The organism is Paraburkholderia caffeinilytica (genome assembly GCF_046030355.1).
Lineage (GTDB): Bacteria > Pseudomonadota > Gammaproteobacteria > Burkholderiales > Burkholderiaceae > Paraburkholderia > Paraburkholderia caffeinilytica_B.
Genome location: NZ_JAQQCQ010000002.1, coordinates 322,982 through 345,378 on the forward strand (window position 1 = coordinate 322,982; position 22,397 = coordinate 345,378).

Here is a 22,397-nt window from a genome sequence, read left to right on the forward strand (position 1 = left end):
CGGAAAGCCGATTCGCCGTGCCGACCCCTGTCAGGCCGGTGGTAGAATAACCGGCTGATTTTTTTGATTGTTTCGATATATACCGGAGAGACCAACGTGTCGTTCATTACCGATGCCTTCGCCCAAGGCACAGCAACAGGTGGCATTGAATCGAACCTGATGAGCTTCCTGCCGCTGATCCTGATGTTCGGCGTGCTGTACTTCATCATGATTCGCCCGCAAATGAAGCGCCAGAAGGAACACCGCAACATGCTCGCCGCCATGGCCAAGGGCGACGAGGTGGTGACGAACGGCGGCATCGTCGGCAAGGTGACCAAGGTGGGTGAAGCTTACGTCGGCGTCGAAATCTCGGAAGGCACGGAAATCACCGTGCAAAAAGCGTCGGTTACGACGATTCTCCCGAAGGGCACGATCAAGTCGCTGTAAGGCCTGCTCTCTCGCGTCCGGCGCGGCCTCGCCGGCGGTTCTCGCAGCACAACGCTGAACTGCCCGCGCTCATCGCCGGGCGCATCGCTTCCAAGCCAACCTTCCCGTTGGACCACTCATGAATCGTTACCCCCTCTGGAAATATGCCGTGATGCTGGTGGCTCTGGTCATCGGCCTCGTGTACACGCTGCCCAACCTGTTCGGCGAAGCGCCGGCGGTGCAGGTGTCGAGCGGCAAGGCAACGGTCAAGCTCGACTCGACCACGCTGTCGGCAGTCGAAACGGCGCTTGCCGCCAATCAGATCAAGCCTGACGAAGTCACGTTCGACAATTCGTCGACCAACGCGAACATCCGCGTGCGCCTGCTGGACACCGACACGCAGTTGCGCGTGAAGGACCTGCTGCAGAAGTCGCTGAACAGCGACCCGACCGACCCGCAATTCATCGTCGCACTGAACCTGCAAAGCGCGTCGCCGCGCTGGCTGACCGCCCTGCATGCGCTGCCGATGTACCTCGGTCTGGACTTGCGCGGTGGCGTGCACTTCCTGCTGCAGGTCGACATGGCCGGCGCGCTCAACAAGAAGCTCGACTCCGACGCTTCGGATGCACGCACCATGCTGCGTGACAACAACATCCGTGACGGCGGCGTGAACCGCGTCAACCAGACGGTGGTGATCAATTTCGCCGACCAGGCCACGGCGGACGCGGCATCCAAACAACTGGGCCGCGGCATCAGCGAACTCCAGTGGGCCTCGCAAGCGAACCCGGACGGCGGTGTGCAACTGGTCGGCACGTTCACGCCGGCGGTGCAGAAAGCCGTGCAGGACGCTGCGCTCAAGCAGAACATCACCACGCTCCATAACCGCGTGAACGAACTCGGCGTGGCCGAGCCGGTGATCCAGCAGCAAGGCTCGGACCGTATCGTCGTCGAACTGCCGGGCGTGCAGGACACGGCGAAGGCAAAGGACATCATCGGCCGCACGGCAACGCTCGAAGCGCGCCTCGCCGACCCGGTGAACACGCATCCGAATCCGTCCGATCCGGTGCCGCCGGGCGACGAACTGTTCACGCAAGGCAACCAGACACCGGTGCTGCTGCGCAAGCAGATCATCTTCACGGGTGACCGCATCATCGACGCGTCGGCAGGTTTCGACGAACATCAGCGTCCGTCGGTCAATATCCGCCTCGACTCGGCCGGTGGCCGCGCGGTGCGCAGCGTCTCGCGCGACAACATCGGCAAGCCGATGGCGATGGTGCTGTTCGAAAAGGGCAAGGGCGAAGTGCTGACGGTGGCGACCATCCAGTCGGAACTGGGTGACCGCTTCCAGATCACCGGCCAGGCCACGCCGCAAGGCGCCGCCGACCTCGCGCTGCTGTTGCGCGCCGGTTCGCTCGCGGCTCCAATGGACATCATCGAAGAACGCACGATCGGTCCGAGCCTCGGCGCGGACAACATCAAGAAGGGCTTCCACTCGGTGGTGTGGGGCTTCGTGGCGATCGCCGTCTTCATGATCGCGTACTACATGCTGTTCGGCGTGATCTCGATGATCGGCCTGTCGGTCAACCTGCTGCTGCTGATCGCCGTGCTGTCCATGTTGCAGGCCACGCTCACCTTGCCGGGTATCGCCGCTATCGCGCTCGCGCTCGGTATGGCAATCGACGCAAACGTGCTGATCAACGAGCGCGTGCGCGAAGAACTGCGCCACGGCGCGCCGCCGCAACTGGCGATCCAGAACGGCTACGCACATGCATGGGCGACGATTCTCGACTCGAACGTCACCACGCTGATCGCCGGCCTCGCGCTGCTCGCCTTCGGCTCCGGCCCGGTTCGTGGCTTCGCGATGGTCCACTGTATCGGCATCCTGACCTCGATGTTCTCGGCCGTGTTCTTCTCGCGCGGCATCGTCAACCTCTGGTACGGCGGCAAGAAGAAGCTCAAATCGCTGGCGATCGGTCAGGTGTGGCGTCCGCAGGCGGAAGGCATCGATGGTGCTGCCGCCTACCTCGGTAACGACGACGCCGCGACCGACACAGCACGAGCCGTCGCCGCGGCCAGCGCCAAGCCCAAAGCCAAAGCTGCGGCCCAAGCGCGTGCCAAGCCGACCGTGCGCCGCCGCGACGCGTCCGGTTCGTCGAACACGCCGCAGAAACCGGGTTCATCCCGCTGAGTCCCGGAGAACAAGACCATGGAATTTTTCCGTTTTCGCAAAGACATTCCGTTCATGCAGCGTGCGTTGCTGTTCAACGCCATCTCGCTGCTGACGTTCGTCGCTGCTGTGTTTTTCCTGCTGCATCGCGGGCTGCATCTGTCGGTGGAATTCACCGGCGGGACGGTCATCGAAGTACAGTATCCGGGCGCCGCGCCGCTCGAACCGGTGCGCGGCACGCTCGGCAAGCTCGGTTATGCCGACGCTCAGGTGCAGAACTTCGGCACCTCGCGCGACGTGCTGATCCGTCTGCCGCTCAAGCAGGGCTACACGTCGGCTCAACAGAGCGACCAGGTGATGGGCGCGCTGAAGGCCGACACGCCGGAAGTGCAATTGCAACGTGTCGAGTTCGTCGGCCCCCAGGTCGGCAAGGAACTCGCTACCGACGGCCTGCTCGCGCTGGCCTGCGTGGTGATCGGCATCGTGATCTATCTGTCGTTCCGCTTCGAGTGGAAATACGCCGTGGCCGGCGTGATCGCGAACTTGCACGACGTGGTCATCATTCTCGGCTTCTTCGCGTTCTTCCAGTGGGAGTTCTCACTGTCGGTGCTGGCTGCGGTGCTCGCGGTGCTCGGCTATTCGGTGAACGAATCCGTCGTTATCTTCGACCGGATTCGTGAGACCTTCCGCCGCGAACGCAAGATGACCGTGATCGAGGTGATCAACCACGCGATCACCAGCACCATGTCGCGTACCATCATCACCCACGGCTGTACGCAGATGATGGTGCTGTCGATGTTCCTGTTCGGCGGCCCGACACTGCACTACTTCGCTCTGGCGCTGACGGTCGGTATTCTGTTCGGTATCTACTCGTCGGTGTTCGTCGCTGCAGCGCTCGCCATGTGGCTCGGCGTGAAGCGCGAAGACCTGATCAAGGACAAGAAGGAACGCGTCGATCCGGACGATCCAAACGCAGGCGCGCAAGTTTGAGCTTGCCGTCGATAGCGTCGTCATGAAAAAAGGCCGGTTCTCGCGAACCGGCCTTTTACGTTTACCGCCTGTGCCGCGTTTTAACGGAAGCCAAGCTTGCGTCGCGCCGCCATTAGCGCCACCAGGCTAATCGCCGCCGCAAAAATCATGTAATAGCTCGGCGCGGCCTTCGAACCCGTGAAGCTGATCAGCCACGCGATGATGAACGGCCCGAAGCCACCGAAGATCGTCACGGCGATGTTATAGGCCAGCGACATGCCGGTCGTGCGCGTCTGCACCGGGAACATCTCGGAGAGCAAACCCGGCAGCGCCGCGAAGTAACCCGTCATCAGAAAACCGAACACCACCTGCAGCGCGATCAGCGTGCCGAAAGTCGGATGCGCGACCAGATACACGAACGCCGGATTGATCAGCACGAGAAGCAGCAGCGCCGAAATCAGCATGATCGTGATGCGCCCGTGGCGATCCGACAGATGGCCGACCAGCGGCGAAAACACCATCTGGATTACACCGGTCAGCGCAATCGCCGCGAACGCGACCGAAGGCGCCAGACCCAACTGCTTCACGCCATAAGTCGGCATGAACAGCACCAGATAGGTCGACACCGTGCCGAGCACCACCACACCGATCGCAATCACGAGGCGCAGCTTCTGGTTCGCGAAGGTGTCGCGCAGCGGCGTCGTGGTGGTTTCCGCCGCAAGGAACTCCGGCGTTTCGTCGAGCTTGGTGCGGATGTACCACGCAACCGGCCCGATCAGGAGCCCAAAGAAGAACGGCACGCGCCAACCCCAGGAGGCCATCTGCTCCGGCGACAGCTTGCCGGTCAGCAACACACCGAAGCCGGCCGCGAGCAGCGTGGTGAGCCCCTGGCTCGCGACCTGCCAGCTCGCGAAGAAACCACGCCGCCCCGGTACGTGTTCCGCGAGGAAAGCCGTGGCACTACCGAATTCGCCACCCGCCGAAAAACCTTGCATCAGACGCGCCACCACGAGAATCACGGGCGCGGCAAGACCAATGCTCTGATACGTCGGCAAAACCGCAATGATCAACGTGCCGCACATCATCAGCAGGATTGACAGCGTGAGCGCCGCTTTGCGTCCGGCGCGGTCGGCATAAGCACCGATCACAATCGCGCCGAGCGGCCGCATGAAGAACGACACGCCGAAAGTGCCAAGGGTCAGTAGCAGCGAGATCGTGTCATTACCCGCCGGAAAAAACAGTTTCGCGATGGTGACCGCAAAAAATCCGTACACCACCAGATCAAACCATTCCAGCGCGTTGCCAATCGAAGCGGCGACCACCGCGCGCCACGAATTCCTCCGGCTCCCCGCCAGGCTTGTCGCTGTCGTTGCATTCATGCAGATCTCCAATGCGCGCGAAATATTATTGACGTAGGCTTTACGCTGAATCTTGCCGAACTGGGTGCGCGCACAACCAATGCGGTGTCAGCGCTCTATGTACCTGAAAAATTAAAACGGCGCGAGCAGGAAATCGCCTGCGGCCATTGCACAAGGCTTCCGGCGCTTCGGGGAGGCAATAAAAAAACCGCTTCATCGCAAAGGCGAACGAAGCGGTTTTTTGTTGCGACGCAACGACGGCACCCTCGTGTCACTCAATACGAAGACGCAAAAGGCCCGTTAACGCGCTTATTGCTTGATGCCTTCGGCCTGAATATGCAGCTTGGTATCCATGCTGAAGCCGTACTTCGCGCCAAAATCCATGCCGTAGTCAGAGCGGTTGAAATGCGCGCTCGCTTCCACGCCGCACACTTCGCGCTTGAGCACCGGGTGCTGCATGCACTTGAACGATTCGATCGTCAGATTCAGCGGCTTGGTCACGCCACGGATCGTCAGGCTGCCGATCACCTGGACCGGCTTGTCGCCGTCGAACTTGATATCGGTACCCTTGTAGGTCACTGTCGGATACTTGGTCACGTCGAAGAACGCGTCCGTCTTCAGATGCTCATCGAGCTTGCTGTTGCCGGTGTCTACCGAAGCCGGGTCAACCGTGACGTCCACCGTGCCGGTCTTCGCCGCGCGGTCGAGCGTGACCGTGCCGGAGCTCTTGGTGAACTTGCCGCGCCACACCGAGAGGCCGCCGAAGTGATCCGCTTCGAAGCTCGGATACGTGTGGGTCGGGTCGAGCTGATACGTATCGGCCGCAAATGCGCCGAGCGAGAAAGAAGAGGCCAATGCGCCGACGGCGATCAAGAGGGATGTTTTCAATTCATGCTCCTTGTGTTTCCGGAATTCCTGACCTGAAGAAAAGCGGCCGCGCCCAGAGAGCGCGGCAAACGTCACTTGTGTGCTGCAACGATATGAAACTTGATCACCACCTCATCGGCGACCACCGAGGTATCTTTCCATTCGCCCGTACCGATGTCGAATTGCGAGCGCTTGATCGGCAACGAGCCGTCGAACGTTTGCGTCGCACCCTGCTGGGTGACCGTGACCGGCACCACGACGGTCTGCGATTTACCCTTGATGGTCAGCTTGCCTGTGACCTTGAACTGATTGCCGCCGGCCGGGGCGATCGCACTCGACACGAAAGTTGCAGCCGGATAAGTCTTCGCGTCGAACCAGTCCTTGCCGCGCACCTGGTCGTTGTAGCTTTCGTCGCCGAGATCGTAGCTGGCCACGTCGATGCTGAACTGTGCACTGCCGTCGGCCGGTTTTGCCGGATCGAACTTCACTTGCGCGGTGAATTTGCCGAACTTGCCTTCCACCGGCACGTTCATCTGCTTCGAGGTTGCCGTCACCGAACTCTTCGCGACGTCTACCTGGGCCAGCGCACTGCCGGCTGCAGTCAGCGAGGCCGCGGCAAACGCGGCGAGCATGTAGCGATAAAACGAAACTTTCATGGTTATCCTTATTTGATGAAAGGGAGCATGCGCGACAACAGGCCGTCGCGGTCCAACCATTGATGCTTGAGCGCCGCCGCGACGTGCAATATGACCAGCACGAGCAGCGTGTAATTCAGCGCGATATGCACATTCTTCAGCAGTTCCTTGAGATGCGGGTCCGGTGCGATCAGACGCGGCAGCGGAATCAGGCCGAGGTACACCACCGGCACGTTGGCCGCCGAGCTATACAGATAGCCGGAGACGGGAATCACGACCATCAGCACGTAAAGCAGCAGATGCGTGAGATGCGCGGCGCCGCGCTGCCAAGCCGGCATGCGGCGCGGCATCGGCGGGGCCGCGTGGGTGGCGCGCCACAGAATGCGCAGCACGGCGAGCGCGAACACCGTCACGCCGATCCATTTGTGCCAGGAGAAGTAGCGCAGCTTGGCGGGCGTGAAGCCGGGAATATCGGTCATCACCCAACCGAGCGCGAAGCCGCATACGATCAGCAGCGCGATCAACCAGTGAAAGGCAATGGCGGTCCGAGTGTACGACTCCCTGCTACCGAAAGAAGGATTGAGTGCCATGACAGGTCAACGCAAGCTAAGAGAGGTTAACGGCGCAGCCGCCCCTGCTATTCCATGCCGGCGGCAATGCATGCTGCATCGTGCGACGCGATAGAACGCATGGCGGCTGCGGCACACGCCAAGGCCGCCATGCTACCGCAAGCGGAAAAAGCTGGCTGTGCATGGGACCCGAGTTAGCGCTTGAACACTTACTTACTCCGTTCCCCATGCAAAGCCGACTGCCCTGAACACGTCCACGCGGAAAGTTTTCCCGCATGCAGAATAGTATTGAACAATTGGGGACGGACAATGTCAGAAGTAAGCATTTTTGTGTAAGACTATTCTTGTTTTCGACGTCGGCGGGGCCGCTGCTTCCACAAGGTGCAATGGCCCGCCCAGCGGACAAGCGCGTTTGGTACTATTGCTCCACGCTTTCTGCAGCCCTGTCCTAAAACCGGCATCGCACGCCTCCCATCACGTCGTTAGCCCTTCTGCCGTATGGACCATGACAACCTGATCGCGTGCCATGAATGCGATACGCTGTTCCGCAAGCCCCGGCTTGTCGGGCGGGAAGTCGCACGCTGTCCGCGTTGCGGCGCGACGCTCTATCGCGGCGTTTCCCGCAAGCTCGACAGCATCTGTGCCATGACGCTGGCCGCGCTGATCACCTTCATCATCGCCCAGGCCTTCCCGATCGTCGAACTCGAAACCAACGGCATCACCTCGCAAACCACGTTGTTCGGCGCGCTCATCGCGTTATGGGGCGAGGACATGCAGATCGTTGCGGTCATGGTGTTCTGCTCGACCATCCTGTTCCCGCTGACCGAACTAGTCGCGCTGCTCTACGTGCTGATCCCGCTGCGCGCCGGCTACGTGCCGCCCGCCTTCAACCGGGTGTTGCGCGCCATTCAATTCGTACGGCCGTGGGGCATGATCGAAGTGTTCATGCTCGGCGTGCTGATCACCATCGTGAAGATGGTGAGTCTCGCGCGCGTGATTCCCGAAGCGGCGCTGTTCGCGTTCGGCGTGCTGACGCTGATGATCGCGGTGGTCCTCACGTTCGATCCACGCGTGCTGTGGGATGTGGCCGACGAAATGGGCGACCGCGACCGGCGCCCGCTGCCGCGCACCTCCGCGGACAGCGCGGCGGCTGCCGTCAGTTCGGTCGCCGGGCCGCCCGCGCCGCCGGAGGTGCAAGCCGGAACGCAATCCGCGTTGCCGCCAGGCGTGCCACCGGCCCCGCACCAGGGATGAGCGCGCCATGAAATACGTCACCGCGAAGCGCGCTGGCCTCGTCGCCTGCCATGCGTGCGGACGCGTCGAGCCGCGCATCCGCTCCGTCACGCCGCAGCACTGCAGCCGTTGCGGCGCGGTGCTGCACCGGCGCAACCCCGATAGCCTGATGCGCACCTGGGCGCTGCTGATCGCCGCGGCCTTGCTGTATATTCCCGCGAATCTGCTGCCGGTGATGCATACGTCGTCGCTGCTCGGTTCGGAAGACGACACCATCATGAGCGGTGTCGTGTACTTCTGGACCTCGGGCGACTGGCCGCTGGCCGTGATCGTGTTCATCGCCAGCATCATGGTGCCGATGCTCAAGCTCAGTGTGCTGGTGCTGCTCACCGCCACCGCGCAGCGCCGCTCGCGCTGGCGGCCGGAGCAACGCACCACGCTGTACCGGATGGTCGAACGGATCGGACGCTGGTCGATGCTCGACGTGTTCGTCGTCACGCTGACCGTCGCACTGGTCCGTTTCAAGTCGCTTGCCGTGATCACGGCCGGACCGGGCGCGATCGCCTTCGGCTCGGTGGTGATTCTGACGATGATGGCATCCATGCAATTCGATCCACGGCTCATCTGGGACAACGTGGAAGGCAGTACTCCAAAACCTCAGGACCTCGACCATGACTAGCCCGCAAGGACCGACGCCCGCCTCCGATGCGCCGCGCAACGATTCGAACGGACCGAAGCTGCCGCCCCAACTGCCCGACCCCGACATCGAGCCGAAGAGCCGCTGGCTGCCCTCGCTCGTCTGGGTGATTCCGCTGATCGCCGCGCTGATCGGCCTCGCACTCGTGATCAAATCGGTGACTGAAAGAGGCCCGACCATCACGATCACGTTCACGAGCGCGGAAGGCCTCGAACCCGGCAAGACCAAGGTCAAGTACAAGGACGTCGACGTCGGCTCGGTGAAGACCATCACGCTCTCGAAAGATCTGTCGCACGTGCTGGTCCAGGTGCAGCTCACCAAGGAAGGCGAAGACTTCGCGGTCAAGGATTCGCGCTTCTGGGTGGTGCGCCCTCGCGTCGGCGCGAGCGGTGTGTCGGGGCTGACCACGCTGCTCTCGGGTGCGTACATCGGCGCGGACGCCGGCCATTCGCCGGACACCGAAAAGAACTTCGTCGGCCTCGAAACGCCGCCGCCGATTACCGGCGACCAGAAGGGCCACCAGTTCATTCTGCACGGCGACTCGCTCGGCTCGATCGACATCGGTTCGCCGATTTTCTACCGCCGCGTGCAGGTCGGCCAGGTGGTCGGCTTTTCGCTGGACAAGGACGGCACCGGCGTGACGATGCAGGTGTTCGTATCGGCGCCGTTCGATCAGTACGTCGGCACCAATTCGCGCTGGTGGCACGCGAGCGGCGTCGATCTGCGGCTCGACTCGAGCGGCTTCAAGCTGAATACGCAGTCGCTTGCGACGGTGATCGTCGGCGGCTTGTCGTTCCAGTCGCCACCGGGCCAGGGCGTGGGTGCGCAGGCGCCGAACAACATGACGTTCCGCCTCGGCTCCGATGAACAGGATGCGATGCGCGAACCGGACGGCGTGCCGTTGCGCGTGGTGATGAACTTCAATCAGTCGCTGCGCGGGCTGTCGGTCGGCGCGACGGTCGACTTCCGCGGCATCGTGCTGGGTCAGGTGACCAACATCGGCATCGACTACGATCCGAAGACGCGCAGCTTCACGATGCCGGTGACGATGAACCTGTACCCGGACCGACTCGGCAAGCGTTTCCGCGAAACCGCGCCGGTGCCGGGCAGCCTTGCGGGTCAAAGCTTGCTGCAACAGCTCGTCAAGCATGGTCTGCGCGGCCAGTTGCGGACCGGCAATCTGATTACGAGCCAGTTGTACGTGGCGCTCGATATCTTCCCGAAAGCGCCACCGGCCACGGTTGATGTAACGGGCGACCCGCTCGAATTGCCGACCATTCCGAACTCGCTCGACGAACTGCAGGTGCAGGTCGCCGACATTGCGAAGAAGCTCGACAAGGTGCCGTTCGACCAGATCGGTTCGAACCTGAACAGTGCGCTGAAGAATGCCGACCAGCTGTTCACGCGACTCGACAAGGAAGTCGTGCCGGAGGCGCGCGACACCCTGGCCGCGGCGAAGCAGACCTTCGGTTCGGCCGAGGCGACGCTGCAGCAGGACTCGCCGTTGCAGTCGGATGTTCATCAGGCGTTGCAGGAACTGACGCGCACGTTGCAGTCGCTGAATGCGTTGTCGGATTATCTGGAGCGTCATCCGGAATCGCTGTTGCGCGGTAAAACAGGAGATAAACCATGATGTTTGCCCGGCTCCCCCGCCCGCCGCGCGGGCTCGTGCGAGGCGCTGTTTATGTTGGCGCTCTGGCCGGACTGGTGGCGATGGCGGCGTGTTCGTCGCCGAGCAGCCGCTTCTATACGCTCGGCGCGGAGGGTGCGCCTGCTGGCGCCACGGCACCGGTTAGCGCCCGGACCACGGCGGCGCCGGCGTGGCTGATCGAAGTCGCGCCGATCGACGTACCGCCGCAAGTGGCAAAGAATCAGCTTGTGGTGCAGACGGGGCCGACGCAGGTTCAGGTGCTCGAACAGGAGCGTTGGGCGTCGTTGCCGGGTGACGAGATTCGGCGGGCTTTGTCGACCAGTCTGACGCAGCAGTTGGGCACGATCGACGTGTATGGCACCGCGTATCCGGATACGACGCCGGTGTACCGGGTCAGCATGAATGTGCAGCGGTTCGAGTCATGGCCGGGGTCGCATGCGTTGATCGATGCGGTCTGGAGTGTGCGGGCTGTGCGTGGTACTGCTGTGATGACCTGTCGGAGTGTGGTGAGTGAGCCGGTTAGCGGCGGCTACGACGCGCTTGTTAATGGGCATCGGGCGGCGTTGCAGCAGATTGCTGGGCAGGTTGCGGGTGCGGTGCAGGGGATGGCGGTTATTGTGTCTAAGGGTGGCTCCGCTGGTAGGGTTGTTGTGCCGCCGGCTTGTCCTTCTGGTGTTGTGGCTGCTGCAGGTAGTTGAAGGGTTTTTTGCCCTGCGGGCGCTGGGGTGGTTTGGGGCGCTTCGCGGGGTGGGGTTTGGTGGTGGGTTTTCGGTGGTGGTTTTGCGGTTTTGGTTTTTCGTTGGTCTGGATTTTTTTTGGCCTTTTCTTGAATTGGTAGTGGTCTATTAGCGTTGCCCCTGTGCGGGGCGGCACTTACTTTCTTTGCCGCCGCAAAGAAAGATAAGCAAAGAAAGCGGCTCACACCGCTAATGCTAAGTGGGTACCGTGGTCCGCTACGGATAGTGGTGCATCTGGAATCCGTGTCCTCGCACATTCGGCGCCAGTGACAAAGCCGTCATACGTCCAGCGACGCTGCGCGCGCCGAAACCCATTTCTTAAAACCACCCGCTACGTTTTGACCTTCGTGTTTTACCCATCTCCCAAACTCGTGATTGCTTCGCAACCGTAATGGCAGTAGCAGTAGCAGTAGCAGTGGCAGTGGCAGTGGCAGTGGCAGTGGCAGTGGCAGTGGTTGCGAGTGCGAGTGCGAGTGCGAGTGCGAGTGCTGCACATCATCATTCCATTTGAAGTGGGGATTTGTTTATAAGTGCAGAGGCACGTTGGCAAGGCGAAGCCGATGACTCCCACCATCTCCAAGCGATGCCGCTGGTTTCCTTTGCATACCCATCCGCGACGCACGCAGTGCGGAGTGGGAATTGATGACACCTTTGTCACTACCGCCGAATGTGCGAGAACACAGATTCCAGATGCACCACTACCGTAACTGTGCGGAGGCCCCGCTTATGAGCTGGCGGTGTGAGCCGCTTTCTTTGCTTATCTTTCTTTGCGGCGGCAAAGAAAGTAAGTGCCTGCCCCGCACAGGGGCGAACGCTAATAGACCATTAGCAATTCAAGGAAAGGCCAACACCGCAAGCAAACAAGGCAAGGGAAAACCCAAATAAACCAGCTCAACAAAAAAGCTAGCACCGCAGGTACACAACCCAGCCCCCACAGGCACCCACCCCCGTAGGGCAAAAACCCCAAAATGTTCACCTCAATCAAAAGACTCCTAAAGAAATGGCGCGCCTCCCGCGACAGCGGCCACCAGCTAGACGCGCTACTAGCAATCGCCGACAAGACGGCACCTTATCCAGACCGCAGTGAATGGCTGATCGAACTCGCCCACTGGATCCACCGCAGCCGCGCAGTAGTCCCCCCCGAACAACTCGATAACATCGAAGCAGACACCCCATCACGCTCAACCCCAGCACACACCAGAATCCGCTATCTGCTCCACGTACTGGACCGCAACCCGGCCTGGAAGTCCAACGTCGCGGGCATTCTCCGCGCGCTTCTGCGCGAAAGCGACGGCCTCTCGCTTCTCTGTGATGCGGGCATGCCCGTGCACTCAGGCTTCTTCGGCGCACTCTTCGAGCGCCTCGAAGCCTCACTGATTCCCCCCGCGCCAAACCAGCGCGATCTGCGCGCGATCGTCACGCTGATGTTCAGCCAGGAACGCGACGCCGAATGGATCGCCAATCTGCCAACCGATCTGCTCACCCGTATCCGCGCCCTCTTCGACTACGAACAGGACGACAGCGAACCACGCGACACCACCCCGTTCTCGCTTGACCTGCTGGCCGCCCTGCACAACCTCACCTGCCAGATCAGCTCGACCGGTCTGTCGCAAACTGTCCGCAGCCGTCTCGGCGAAGTCGACGTCGGTGACCCCGGGGACGTACGCGTCGCTATGGAAAAGCAGCCGTTCTACCGGCTCACGCGCGCCATGCTCGCCGTCGAAGCAGCCCATCAGGCGGTCAGTGCCGGCGCCCCGCAAGACAAGCTGCTGCATGAGGTCAACTATCTGCGCCTGCTGCTCGACGAATGCCGCAGCGCCACCGACAACGTCTTCGCCCATCTCTACCGCAACGGCGTCAGTGTCGATATCGTGTTCCAGGTCGAGCGGATGCGCATGCGCATCGTGCGCGCGGAGCATCTGCTGAACGCCTGGATGGCGCAGGACGATCCGCACGCCGGCGCACGGCTCGCCGCCGAACTGGTGGACGCGAATCGCGCGAGCCAGAGCGTCGCGCATCTGGTGCGCAGCAATTTCTCGTTGCTGGCGCGCAAGGTCGTCGAGTACAGCGCCGATACCGGCGAACACTACATCGCCCGCGATCGCGCCGAATACCTGAAGATGCTGCGCATGGCGGCGGGCGGCGGACTCGTGACCGTCGTCACGGTCTGCGTGAAATTCGCCATCACCGGCGCGCATCTGCAATCGATGTTCGAAGGCCTGCTCGCCGGCATCAACTACGCGGCCAGCTTCCTGCTGATGCACTTCCTGCATTTCTCGCTCGCCACCAAGCAACCGGCGATGACCGCGCCCACCCTCGCCCGCGAACTCGACGGCACCGGCACGCCGGCCGGCGTCGACAGCTTCGTGAGTTCGGTGACCGCCTTGATGCGCACGCAGGCAGCCGCGGTGCTCGGCAACGTGCTGCTGGTGTTTCCCGTGTGCTTCGCCGTGCAGTTGCTGTGGCACGCGCTGTTCAACGCCAACATCATTTCGCCCGAGAAGGCGCACGCCACGCTGCACTCGTTCTCGCTGGCGGGGCCGACGCCGTTCTACGCGGCGCTGACCGGCGTGCTGCTGTGGTCGTCGAGTTTGCTGTCGGGTTGGGCGGACAACTGGTTCGTCCTGCATCGCGTGGCGGATGCGCTCGCCTATAACCGGCGTCTGCGCATGACGCTCGGCGCGGCCGGCGCCGCCCGGCTCGCCGCGTTTTGCCGCTCGAATGTAGCGGGCGTCGTGGGCAATATCACGCTCGGCCTGATGCTTGGGCTCGTACCGGCGATCCTCACCGCCTTCGCCTTCACCTTCGAGGTGCGTCACGTGACGCTGAGCGCGGGCTCGATCGGCATCGCGCTCGGCGTGCTCGGCAAGGACGCCTTGAAGTTGCCGGAGCTGTGGTGGGCGGTCGCGGGTGTCGGCAGCATGGCGATCCTCAACGTGGCCGTGAGTTTCGCGCTCGCCTTCTACATGGCGGTGAAATCGCGCGACTTGCGCCGCAACGCCGTGCGCTCGCTGCGTGGCGCGATCTGGCAGCGGGTGTTCAGGCATCCGCTGGAACTGGTATGGCCGGCCAAAACGGCGCCGCACCCCGACCGCGTACAATAGCGCCTTATCTAACGCCTTCCGGCAACCTCAATGTCCTTCGATTTCTTCCTTCCCTGTCCGCGCGGCCTTGAAGCCTCGCTCGCCACCGAGCTCGCCGAAATCGCTGCGAAGCACCTGAACGGCGCGCCGTTCGCGGCCGGCGCGCAAGTGCCGGGCGGTGTGCATTTCCGCGGCGGCTGGGCCGCCGGCATGGCCGCCAACCTGCACTCGCGCCTCGCGAGCCGCGTGCTGCTGAAAATCGCGCATCGGCCGTACCGCAGCGAGCAGGACATCTACGCGCTAGCGGTCGAACAGCGCTGGGAGCAGTGGTTCTCGGCGAACGAGACGCTGCGGGTGGATGTCACCGCCATCAAGTCGCCGCTGCGCAGCCTCGAATTCACAACGCTGCGGGTCAAGGACGCAATCTGCGACCGTCTGCGTGAAGTCAGCGGCGCGCGGCCGAACATCGACACCGCCATGCCCGACGTGCGCGTGTTCGCCTTCCTCACCGCCACCGAATGCACGCTCTACCTCGACACCTCCGGCGATCCGCTCTTCAAGCGCGGCTGGCGGCTGGACAAGGGCGCGGCGCCGCTGCGCGAGAACCTCGCGGCGGGCATCCTGCGTCTGACTGGCTGGACTGCGGGCACGCCGTTGTACGACCCGATGTGCGGCAGCGGCACCTTCCTCGCGGAAGCCGCGCAAGTGGCGCTGAATATCGCGCCGGGCGCGGAGCGCCGCTTCGGCTTCGAAAGACTCAAGCAATTCGACGCCAAGACATGGCAAACGCTGAAGGCCGCCGCGCTCGACGCCAAGCATGCCGCGCGCACCTCGCGCGCCGACCTGCAAATCTTCGGCAGCGATATTTCCGGCGATATGCTCGACAAGGCACGGGCGAACTTCCAGCGCGCCGGTCTGCCTTCCATTCCGCTCAAGCAGGTCGATGCGCGCGGCATGACGGCGCCATCGGCTGAGCCGGGCATTCTCGTCGCGAATCCGCCGTATGGCGAGCGGATCGAAGTGCGCGGCCGCAATGCGCGCGGCGAAATCCGCGAAGGCCGCGCCACACGCGAAGGCCGGGATGACGAAAGCTTCCACCGTGTCCAGGAAGAAGCACCGGACAGCGAGTTTTTCCAGTCCCTCGGCGATGCGCTGAAGCAGCGCTTCACCGGCTGGCACGCGTTCATCCTGACGTCGGATCGCAAACTGCCGGGCCAACTGCGTTTGCGTGAATCGACCAAGACGCCGCTCTTCAACGGCGCGCTCGAATGCCGGCTGTTCCGCTTCGATCTGATCGCAGGCAGCGTTCGCCAGCGGCCTCAGAACAACGACACGCCAGCCGCTTAATCCGGCGCTGAACAACAGCATCGAAAGAAACCGCGGATACTGGTCCGCGGTTTTTTTTCGCCGGTACCTTCGGTAGTCAACGGGAGTCGGGTCTCATCCATTGCCACCTCGACTTATTTGTCCTCCGTGATTCGTCCTCCGCGCCCACCATGCCCTTTCGCGACGTCCGCCACGCCCTACTGACACTACGCTGTCAGTAGCCCCCCTGCACACTCCTTCTCACGCCATCCGGCGCTTTGCACGGCCTACCGCCATCCACAGGAGAGTGTCATGTCCGCATCATCCAAAGTTGTTGCATGGTTCGAGATCCCGTCCGTCAATTTCGACCGCGCTGTCCGCTTTTACGAAACCACCTTCGACATCAAACTGAACCGTCAGGAAATCGGCGGCCAGCCGATCGCTATCTTCGGCTACGAGGAACCGGCCACCGGCGGCGCGATCGTCCATAACCCGTCGATGACGCCTACCAACGACGGCGTGCTCGTCTATCTGAACGCGCAACCCACCGTGGACGCCGTGCTTGCCCGCGTCGAACAGGCCGGCGGCAAGACCGATGGTCCGGTGATCAAGCTGCCGCAGGACATCGGCTACATTGCGTTCTTCACCGACACGGAAGGCAACCGCCTCGGCCTGCATTCACGGACCAACGGTTGAACACGCAAAACGGCACGTAAGCACGGCGGCCAGCAGGCACCCCGCAGAACGCCGACCGGAGCGCGGCATGCGGCGCTATCATCGCGGGACTGTCCCCGTCCTTTTCTACAAGACGCCCACGATGACGCGCCGCGCCGACCGCCTGTTCCAGATCGCCGAACTGTTGCGCGGACGGCGTCTGACCACTGCGCAACAACTCGCCGACTGGCTGAATATCTCCCTGCGCACGGTCTATCGCGACGTGCGCGATCTGCAATTGTCGGGCGTGCCCATTGAAGGCGAAGCGGGCATCGGCTACCGGTTGAGCCGCGCGGCGAGCCTGCCGCCGCTTACCTTCACCGCCGATGAACTGGCCGCGCTCGCAGCAGGCGCGCGGATGCTCGAATCGTGGGGCGGCGCGGGCTTCGCGAGCGGCGCGCGTGGGGCGTTGGCGAAGATCGCCTCGGCCATGCCCGCCGACAAGCGCGCCAAGCTCGAACGTCTGGCGATCTTCGCGCCGTCGTTTCACATCAAGGCGGATTTTTCAGCGAAGGTGGATATCCTGCATCGCGCGATCGACGCCCGGCACGTCGTGAGCTTTGCCTATACCGATGTGAACGGCGCAGCGACCGAACGGCGCGTATGGCCGCTCGCACTGGCTTATTGGGGAGCGCGCTGGACGCTCGGCGCATGGTGCGAATTACGGAGCGATTTCCGCAATTTCGGGCTGGAAAAGATTCAGGCGCTTCAGGTGCTCGAACCGTACCCGGATCTGGAAGGACGACGGTTGGCGGACCTGCTGCGGCATGTGAATGCGAAGCCGCGATAAGGATGCAGACGAAGCCGCGGTGGTGACGGGACGCGAGTGCTTCTCTTCCCGGTGCGAGGCGGCAGTACGCCCGGCGGTTCGCCGCCCGCCGTCAGGCAAGCCGCGAACCGCCGAGGCACGTTATTCCACCGCCTTCACCATATCCTCGATCACCTTCTTCGCATCGCCGAACACCATCATCGTCTTGTCCATGTAGAACAGATCGTTGTCGAGACCGGCGTAACCCGCCGCCATCGACCGCTTGTTCACGATGACCGTACGCGCCTTATAAGCCTCAATGATCGGCATACCGGCAATCGGCGACTTCGGATCGTTCTTCGCCGCCGGATTCACCACGTCGTTCGCGCCGAGCACCAGCACCACGTCGACCTGACCGAATTCGCCGTTGATATCGTCCATTTCGTAGACCATGTCGTACGGCACTTCGGCTTCGGCGAGCAGCACGTTCATGTGACCCGGCATGCGCCCGGCCACCGGGTGAATCGCGTACTTCACCTCGATACCCTTCTCGACCAGCTTGTCGGTCAGCTCCTTCAACGCATGCTGCGCACGCGCCACGGCAAGACCATACCCCGGCACGATCACCACGGTTTCAGCATTGCCTAGCATGAACGACGCATCGTCGGCCGAACCGGATTTCACCGGACGCTGCTCCGCCGCGCCACCCGCCGCAGCCGCCCCCGCCTCGTTGCCGAAGCCGCCGAGAATCACGTTGAAGAACGAACGGTTCATCGCCCGGCACATGATGTACGACAGGATCGCACCCGACGAGCCCACCAGCGAGCCCGCGATGATCAGCATCGGATTGTTCAGCGAGAAGCCGATGCCTGCCGCCGCCCAGCCCGAGTACGAGTTGAGCATCGACACCACCACCGGCATATCCGCTCCGCCGATCGGAATGATGATCAGCACACCGAGCACGAACGCGATCAGCGTCATGATGATGAACGGCAGCCACGACTGCGTGAGGAAGAAGATCACGCCGAAGCCGAGCATCGCGATCGCAAGCAGCAGGTTGATCAGATGCTGCCCCGCATAGACGACCGGTGCGCCCTGGAACAACCGGAACTTGTACTTGCCCGACAGCTTGCCGAACGCGATCACCGAACCGGAGAACGTAATCGCGCCGACGAACGTGCCGATGAACAGCTCGACCCGATTGCCGTACGGCAGGAAGCCCGGAATCGGATTATCAGGATCGACGAGGCCGAACGCCGACGGCTCCGACACCACCGCATACGCAATACAGACGGCGGCGAGACCGATCAGCGAGTGCATCGCCGCGACCAGTTCCGGCATCTTGGTCATCTCGACGCGCGCAGCCACGAACGCGCCGATCGCTCCGCCGACAATCAGCGCGGCAAACAGCAGGCCGAGGCCGAGCGCCAGATTGGAGCCAAGCCCGGCAGCCTGTTTGACGATCAGCGCAATCGTAGTGAGGATCGCGATGGCCATCCCGACCATGCCGAAGGTATTGCCGGTGCGCGCCGTCTTCGGATTCGACAGCCCCTTGAGCGCCTGAATGAAGCAGACCGACGCGACCAGATAAAGCAGCGTGACGACGTTCAGACTCATTACGCGTTCTCCTTGGCAGCGGCGGGGAGCTTCTTCGGCTCTTTCTTGCGGAACATCTCCAGCATTCGCCTCGTCACGAGAAAGCCGCCGAACACGTTCACCGCTGCGAGCGCGACCGCCAGCGTGCCGAAGAACTTGCCCGGCGTGCCCAGCGTGAGACCGGCCGCCAGCATCGCGCCGACGATCACGATCGCCGAGATCGCGTTGGTCACGGCCATCAGCGGCGTGTGCAGTGCGGGCGTGACGTTCCAGACAACGTGGTAGCCGACGTAGATCGCCAGCACGAAAATGATCAGGTTGATGACGGTGTGGTTGATGACTTCCATCGCCGTTCTCCTCTATGCCTTACGCGTGACTTCGCCGTCACGGGCCAGCAGCGTGGCCGCGACGATGTCGTCCGCAAGATCGATGTTCAGGGCGCCTTCCTTGGTGATGATCAGCTTGAGGAAGTCGAGCAGGTTGCGTGCGTAGAGCGACGACGCGTCGGCGGGCACCATCGACGCCAGATTCGTATAGCCGACGATCTGCACGCCGTGCCGGGTGACGACCTGGTCCGCTTCGGTCAGCGGACAGTTGCCGCCGCGACGGCCTTCGTATTCGGCGCCGCGTCCTGCCGCGAGGTCGACCAGCACGGAGCCGGGTTTCATCGCCTGCACGGTTTCCACCGAGATCAGCGTCGGCGCGGCACGGCCCGGAATCAGCGCGGTCGAGATGACCACGTCAGCCTGCTTGGCACGCTCGTGGACCAGCGCCGACTGGCGCGTGAGCCACGAAGGCGGCATCGGCCGCGCGTAGCCGCCAACGCCCTGCGCGGCTTCGCGTTCCTCGTCGGTTTCGTAGGGCACGTCGAGGAATTTGGCGCCGAGCGATTCGATCTGCTCTTTCACCGCCGGCCGCACGTCCGACGCTTCGATCACCGCGCCGAGGCGCTTGGCGGTCGCGATCGCCTGCAAACCGGCCACGCCTGCGCCGAGAATCAGCACGCGGGCCGCCTTCACGGTGCCGGCCGCGGTCATCAGCATCGGCATGAAGCGCGGATAGAGCGTGGCGGCCAATAGAACCGCCTTGTAGCCCGCGATGTTCGCCTGCGAGCTCAAAACGTCGAGGCTCTGCGCACGGGTGGTTCTAGGCGCGGCTTCCAGGGCGAACGCCGTCACGCCCGCAGCCGCCAGCTTTGATGAGTTTTCGGTATTAAACGGATCGAGCATGCCGACCAGCGTCGCGCCGCGCTTGAGCAGCGGCAACTCGGCATCGGTCGGGGACTGGACCTTGAGGACCAGATCTGCGCCAAAAGCAGTGGCCGCGTCGACAATTTCGGCGCCGGCGGCTGTAAAGGCATCGTCAGGAAAGCTCGCGCCGGTGCCGGCGCCGCTCTGGACTGTGACCCGGTGGCCCTGGGTCACATACTTCTTGACCGTTTCGGGCGTCGCGGCGACGCGGGTTTCGTGCGCGCGCGTCTCGGCTGGCACTCCGATGTGCATCTTTTTTTCCTCCTCGACTTCCTGTTTTACGACAGAGCTGCCGACGAGGCACGCCGGCTTGCAGGTGCAACGGCTAACCGCGTCACTTTAACCGAAACCTGGGGGTGCGCAGAAATCGGGGACAATCCGGGGGTCTTGGCCCGGCGGACGCCTCGTGGCTTGCGGGCCGGGAACGCCATGCGTGCGTTGCCTGCCGTTTCGCGGCAGGTGCGCGCCGCCGGCCTCACCTGCCGCCCAATCAAGGCCAGCGGCCCTGCCGGTCCATCCCGGCCGTCCGCTTCCCGGCAGCCCTGGCCCATAAACGGTAAAATGCGCACCCATGAAACCGGAAACCTGGCTGCCGCACGTCACCGTTGCGGCCATCGTCGAGCGTGACGGGCGTTTTCTCGTCGTCGAGGAACATACCGCCGACGGCCTGCGCCTGAATCAGCCCGCCGGCCATCTGGAGGCGGGCGAAACGCTTCTGGAGGCGGTTATCCGCGAAACGCTCGAGGAAACCGCGCATCCGTTCGCGCCCGAGGCGCTGGTCGGCATGTACATGACACATTTTGAGCGGCCCGGCAGTGAGGGTGTGACGTATCTGCGCTTCACCTATTGCGGCACGAGTGGCGAAGCGGATGCGGAGCGCGCGCTCGATCCCGACATTGTCCGCACACTGTGGATGAGCGCCGACGAATTGCGCGCCTGCCCCGAACGGCATCGCACGCCGCTCGTGATGCAATGCCTCGACGATTACCTCGCGGGGCGGCGTTTCCCGCTCGACTTCGTGCATACGCATTCGGTCGGGCATAAACAGATATAAGCAGACGGCAGCCGGCTTTACGAGCCGTCGCTGGCTTAACCCGTCGTAAACGAGGCTGATCCGCCACAAGCGGCAAGGCAACCGGCCGGGCAATACAGTCAACCCACGATCAATGAAGTCACGCAGTACCCAGTGAGCACCTTATGAGCAAGCAGAAAGTCGTAGTAGGCATGTCGGGCGGCGTCGATTCGTCGGTTACCGCGTGGCTGCTGAAGGAACAGGGCTACGACGTGGTCGGCCTGTTCATGAAAAACTGGGAAGACGATGACGACAGCGAGTACTGCTCGACGCGGCAGGACTGGATCGACGTCGTCTCGGTCGCGGACCTGATCGGCATCGACGTGGAAGCGGTCAACTTCGCCGCCGAATACAAAGACCGCGTGTTCGCCGAATTCCTGCGCGAATACTCGGCCGGCCGCACGCCGAATCCCGACGTGCTGTGCAACGCCGAGATCAAGTTCAAAGCCTTTCTCGATCACGCGATGTCGCTCGGCGCGGAAACCATCGCGACCGGCCACTATGCGCGGGTGCGCGAGAACAACGGCCGCTTCGAACTGCTGAAGGCCTTCGATCATACGAAGGACCAGTCGTATTTTCTGCATCGGCTGAATCAGGCGCAATTGTCGAAGACGCTATTCCCGCTCGGCGAGATTCCGAAAACCAGAGTCCGCGAGATCGCCGAACAGATCGCGCTGCCGAATGCGAAGAAAAAAGATTCGACCGGCATCTGTTTCATCGGCGAACGGCCGTTCCGCGACTTCCTGAACCGCTATCTGCCGACCCAACCCGGCCCGATGAAAACCACCGACGGCAAAGTGATCGGCGAACACATCGGCCTCGCCTTCTACACGTTCGGGCAGCGCAAGGGTATCGGCCTCGGCGGCAGCAAGGACGGCAGCGGCGAGCCGTGGTTCGTCGCCGGCAAAGATATTGCGTCGAACACGCTGTATGTCGCGCAAGGCCACGAGCATCCGTGGCTGCTGAGCCATACGCTCTCCGCCGGCAATACGAGCTGGGTGGCGGGCGAACCGCCGGCCGAAGGTTTCGCGTGCGGCGCGAAAACCCGTTACCGGCAGGCGGACGCAGCATGCTCCTTTAGCACGGCCGGTGTCGGCGAAGGCCTTTTCGAGCTGAATTTCGACGCCGCGCAATGGGCTGTCACACCGGGGCAATCTGCGGTGCTCTACGATGGCGACGTGTGCCTCGGTGGCGGCATCATCGAACATGCGGCGACCGGGCAGCCAGCGGCGCGCCAGCCACAACAGGCAGCCTTGCTCACCGCCCGTTGAGCCCTGAGTCCGATCGTGCGGCAACGCTTTGGCGCCGCCGCACGCGGTTTACCTGCATGCCTCATCTTCA

The 22,397-nt window shown here is 62.8% G+C and carries 20 protein-coding genes; 13 read left to right on the forward strand and 7 right to left on the reverse strand.

All coding sequences use genetic code 11. The annotated features are described in order from the left end of the window. Positions 1-96 precede the first annotated feature (96 nt). The 3 genes from yajC to secF all read left to right on the forward strand — a co-directional run bounded on the left by yajC (position 97) and on the right by secF (position 3,562). Entirely contained in the window at positions 97-426 is a 330-nt protein-coding gene (gene yajC / locus PQQ95_RS03765) for a preprotein translocase subunit YajC (RefSeq protein ID WP_175052113.1), read from the forward strand. A gap of 118 nt (positions 427-544) precedes the next feature. Then, positions 545-2,593: a protein translocase subunit SecD gene (gene secD / locus PQQ95_RS03770; protein ID WP_408435017.1), complete on the forward strand. Its 2,049-nt coding sequence runs from the start codon at positions 545-547 to the stop codon at positions 2,591-2,593. Positions 2,594-2,611: 18 nt separating this feature from the next. Further along, positions 2,612-3,562: a protein translocase subunit SecF gene (gene secF, locus PQQ95_RS03775; protein WP_408435019.1), complete on the forward strand. Its 951-nt coding sequence runs from the start codon at positions 2,612-2,614 to the stop codon at positions 3,560-3,562. Between the two features lie 80 nt (positions 3,563-3,642). Here secF and PQQ95_RS03780 read toward each other — a convergent pair whose 3' ends face one another. The 4 genes from PQQ95_RS03780 to PQQ95_RS03795 all read right to left on the reverse strand — a co-directional run bounded on the left by PQQ95_RS03780 (position 3,643) and on the right by PQQ95_RS03795 (position 6,991). Beyond that, positions 3,643-4,920, reverse strand: a complete 1,278-nt coding sequence (locus PQQ95_RS03780; protein WP_408435021.1) for an MFS transporter — start codon at positions 4,918-4,920, stop codon at positions 3,643-3,645. A gap of 288 nt (positions 4,921-5,208) precedes the next feature. After that, on the reverse strand, positions 5,209-5,787 hold the full coding sequence (locus PQQ95_RS03785) for a YceI family protein (RefSeq protein ID WP_408435023.1): 579 nt from the start codon (positions 5,785-5,787) through the stop codon (positions 5,209-5,211). Positions 5,788-5,858: 71 nt separating this feature from the next. Beyond that, positions 5,859-6,422 (reverse strand): YceI family protein, encoded by a 564-nt coding sequence (locus PQQ95_RS03790; protein ID WP_408435025.1) that lies wholly within the window; start codon positions 6,420-6,422, stop codon positions 5,859-5,861. An 8-nt stretch (positions 6,423-6,430) separates the two neighbouring features. After that, positions 6,431-6,991: a cytochrome b gene (locus tag PQQ95_RS03795; RefSeq protein WP_408435027.1), complete on the reverse strand. Its 561-nt coding sequence runs from the start codon at positions 6,989-6,991 to the stop codon at positions 6,431-6,433. A 477-nt stretch (positions 6,992-7,468) separates the two neighbouring features. Here PQQ95_RS03795 and PQQ95_RS03800 point away from each other — a divergent pair, with 477 nt between their 5' ends. The 8 genes from PQQ95_RS03800 (at position 7,469) to PQQ95_RS03835 (ending at position 17,180) form a co-directional block, all read left to right on the forward strand. After that, positions 7,469-8,224 (forward strand): paraquat-inducible protein A, encoded by a 756-nt coding sequence (locus PQQ95_RS03800; RefSeq protein WP_408435029.1) that lies wholly within the window; start codon positions 7,469-7,471, stop codon positions 8,222-8,224. Positions 8,225-8,231: 7 nt separating this feature from the next. Continuing rightward, entirely contained in the window at positions 8,232-8,882 is a 651-nt protein-coding gene (locus PQQ95_RS03805) for a paraquat-inducible protein A (protein WP_408435031.1), read from the forward strand. After that, entirely contained in the window at positions 8,875-10,533 is a 1,659-nt protein-coding gene (locus PQQ95_RS03810; RefSeq protein WP_408435032.1) for a PqiB family protein, read from the forward strand. The genes PQQ95_RS03805 and PQQ95_RS03810 overlap by 8 nt, the downstream gene beginning before the upstream one ends. After that, a complete protein-coding gene (locus tag PQQ95_RS03815; protein ID WP_408435034.1) occupies positions 10,530-11,249 on the forward strand; it encodes a PqiC family protein in 720 nt (239 codons plus the stop codon). The genes PQQ95_RS03810 and PQQ95_RS03815 overlap by 4 nt, the downstream gene beginning before the upstream one ends. Positions 11,250-12,256: 1,007 nt before the next feature. Next, a complete protein-coding gene (locus PQQ95_RS03820; RefSeq protein WP_408435036.1) occupies positions 12,257-14,392 on the forward strand; it encodes a site-specific recombinase in 2,136 nt (711 codons plus the stop codon). Positions 14,393-14,422: 30 nt separating this feature from the next. Next, complete coding sequence (locus PQQ95_RS03825; protein ID WP_408435037.1) at positions 14,423-15,718, forward strand: THUMP domain-containing class I SAM-dependent RNA methyltransferase; 1,296 nt, start codon at positions 14,423-14,425, stop codon at positions 15,716-15,718. A gap of 270 nt (positions 15,719-15,988) precedes the next feature. Next, positions 15,989-16,372, forward strand: a complete 384-nt coding sequence (locus PQQ95_RS03830) for a VOC family protein (RefSeq protein WP_408435039.1) — start codon at positions 15,989-15,991, stop codon at positions 16,370-16,372. 67 nt (positions 16,373-16,439) lie between these two features. Then, positions 16,440-17,180 (forward strand): helix-turn-helix transcriptional regulator, encoded by a 741-nt coding sequence (locus PQQ95_RS03835; protein ID WP_408435041.1) that lies wholly within the window; start codon positions 16,440-16,442, stop codon positions 17,178-17,180. A 120-nt stretch (positions 17,181-17,300) separates the two neighbouring features. Here PQQ95_RS03835 and PQQ95_RS03840 read toward each other — a convergent pair whose 3' ends face one another. The 3 genes from PQQ95_RS03840 to PQQ95_RS03850 are packed head-to-tail and all read right to left on the reverse strand — an operon-like array spanning position 17,301 to position 20,236. Then, positions 17,301-18,755: an NAD(P)(+) transhydrogenase (Re/Si-specific) subunit beta gene (locus PQQ95_RS03840; RefSeq protein WP_408435043.1), complete on the reverse strand. Its 1,455-nt coding sequence runs from the start codon at positions 18,753-18,755 to the stop codon at positions 17,301-17,303. After that, positions 18,755-19,081 (reverse strand): NAD(P) transhydrogenase subunit alpha part 2, encoded by a 327-nt coding sequence (locus PQQ95_RS03845; protein ID WP_012431753.1) that lies wholly within the window; start codon positions 19,079-19,081, stop codon positions 18,755-18,757. Before PQQ95_RS03845 ends, PQQ95_RS03840 begins: the two co-directional genes overlap by 1 nt. Before the next feature lie 12 nt (positions 19,082-19,093). Further along, complete coding sequence (locus tag PQQ95_RS03850; RefSeq protein WP_408435045.1) at positions 19,094-20,236, reverse strand: Re/Si-specific NAD(P)(+) transhydrogenase subunit alpha; 1,143 nt, start codon at positions 20,234-20,236, stop codon at positions 19,094-19,096. Positions 20,237-20,555: 319 nt separating this feature from the next. Here PQQ95_RS03850 and PQQ95_RS03855 point away from each other — a divergent pair, with 319 nt between their 5' ends. Further along, positions 20,556-21,038 (forward strand): NUDIX hydrolase, encoded by a 483-nt coding sequence (locus PQQ95_RS03855; RefSeq protein ID WP_408435047.1) that lies wholly within the window; start codon positions 20,556-20,558, stop codon positions 21,036-21,038. 143 nt (positions 21,039-21,181) lie between these two features. Continuing rightward, positions 21,182-22,327, forward strand: a complete 1,146-nt coding sequence (mnmA, locus tag PQQ95_RS03860) for a tRNA 2-thiouridine(34) synthase MnmA (RefSeq protein ID WP_408435049.1) — start codon at positions 21,182-21,184, stop codon at positions 22,325-22,327. Positions 22,328-22,397 lie beyond the last annotated feature (70 nt).

Excerpts from the sequence above, each read along its gene's own strand:
- secD (WP_408435017.1), top strand. The coding sequence starts at position 545 with ATGAATCGTTACCCCCTCTGGAAATATGCCGTGATGCTGGTGGCTCTG.
- secF (WP_408435019.1), top strand. The coding sequence starts at position 2,612 with ATGGAATTTTTCCGTTTTCGCAAAGACATTCCGTTCATGCAGCGTGCG.
- PQQ95_RS03780 (WP_408435021.1), bottom strand. The coding sequence starts at position 4,920 with ATGAATGCAACGACAGCGACAAGCCTGGCGGGGAGCCGGAGGAATTCG.
- PQQ95_RS03790 (WP_408435025.1), bottom strand. The coding sequence starts at position 6,422 with ATGAAAGTTTCGTTTTATCGCTACATGCTCGCCGCGTTTGCCGCGGCC.
- PQQ95_RS03795 (WP_408435027.1), bottom strand. The coding sequence starts at position 6,991 with ATGGCACTCAATCCTTCTTTCGGTAGCAGGGAGTCGTACACTCGGACC.
- PQQ95_RS03800 (WP_408435029.1), top strand. The coding sequence starts at position 7,469 with ATGGACCATGACAACCTGATCGCGTGCCATGAATGCGATACGCTGTTC.
- PQQ95_RS03805 (WP_408435031.1), top strand. The coding sequence starts at position 8,232 with ATGAAATACGTCACCGCGAAGCGCGCTGGCCTCGTCGCCTGCCATGCG.
- PQQ95_RS03810 (WP_408435032.1), top strand. The coding sequence starts at position 8,875 with ATGACTAGCCCGCAAGGACCGACGCCCGCCTCCGATGCGCCGCGCAAC.
- PQQ95_RS03815 (WP_408435034.1), top strand. The coding sequence starts at position 10,530 with ATGATGTTTGCCCGGCTCCCCCGCCCGCCGCGCGGGCTCGTGCGAGGC.
- PQQ95_RS03820 (WP_408435036.1), top strand. The coding sequence starts at position 12,257 with ATGTTCACCTCAATCAAAAGACTCCTAAAGAAATGGCGCGCCTCCCGC.
- PQQ95_RS03825 (WP_408435037.1), top strand. The coding sequence starts at position 14,423 with ATGTCCTTCGATTTCTTCCTTCCCTGTCCGCGCGGCCTTGAAGCCTCG.
- PQQ95_RS03830 (WP_408435039.1), top strand. The coding sequence starts at position 15,989 with ATGTCCGCATCATCCAAAGTTGTTGCATGGTTCGAGATCCCGTCCGTC.
- PQQ95_RS03835 (WP_408435041.1), top strand. The coding sequence starts at position 16,440 with ATGCGGCGCTATCATCGCGGGACTGTCCCCGTCCTTTTCTACAAGACG.
- PQQ95_RS03840 (WP_408435043.1), bottom strand. The coding sequence starts at position 18,755 with ATGAGTCTGAACGTCGTCACGCTGCTTTATCTGGTCGCGTCGGTCTGC.
- PQQ95_RS03845 (WP_012431753.1), bottom strand. The coding sequence starts at position 19,081 with ATGGAAGTCATCAACCACACCGTCATCAACCTGATCATTTTCGTGCTG.
- PQQ95_RS03850 (WP_408435045.1), bottom strand. The coding sequence starts at position 20,236 with ATGCACATCGGAGTGCCAGCCGAGACGCGCGCGCACGAAACCCGCGTC.
- PQQ95_RS03855 (WP_408435047.1), top strand. The coding sequence starts at position 20,556 with ATGAAACCGGAAACCTGGCTGCCGCACGTCACCGTTGCGGCCATCGTC.
- mnmA (WP_408435049.1), top strand. The coding sequence starts at position 21,182 with ATGAGCAAGCAGAAAGTCGTAGTAGGCATGTCGGGCGGCGTCGATTCG.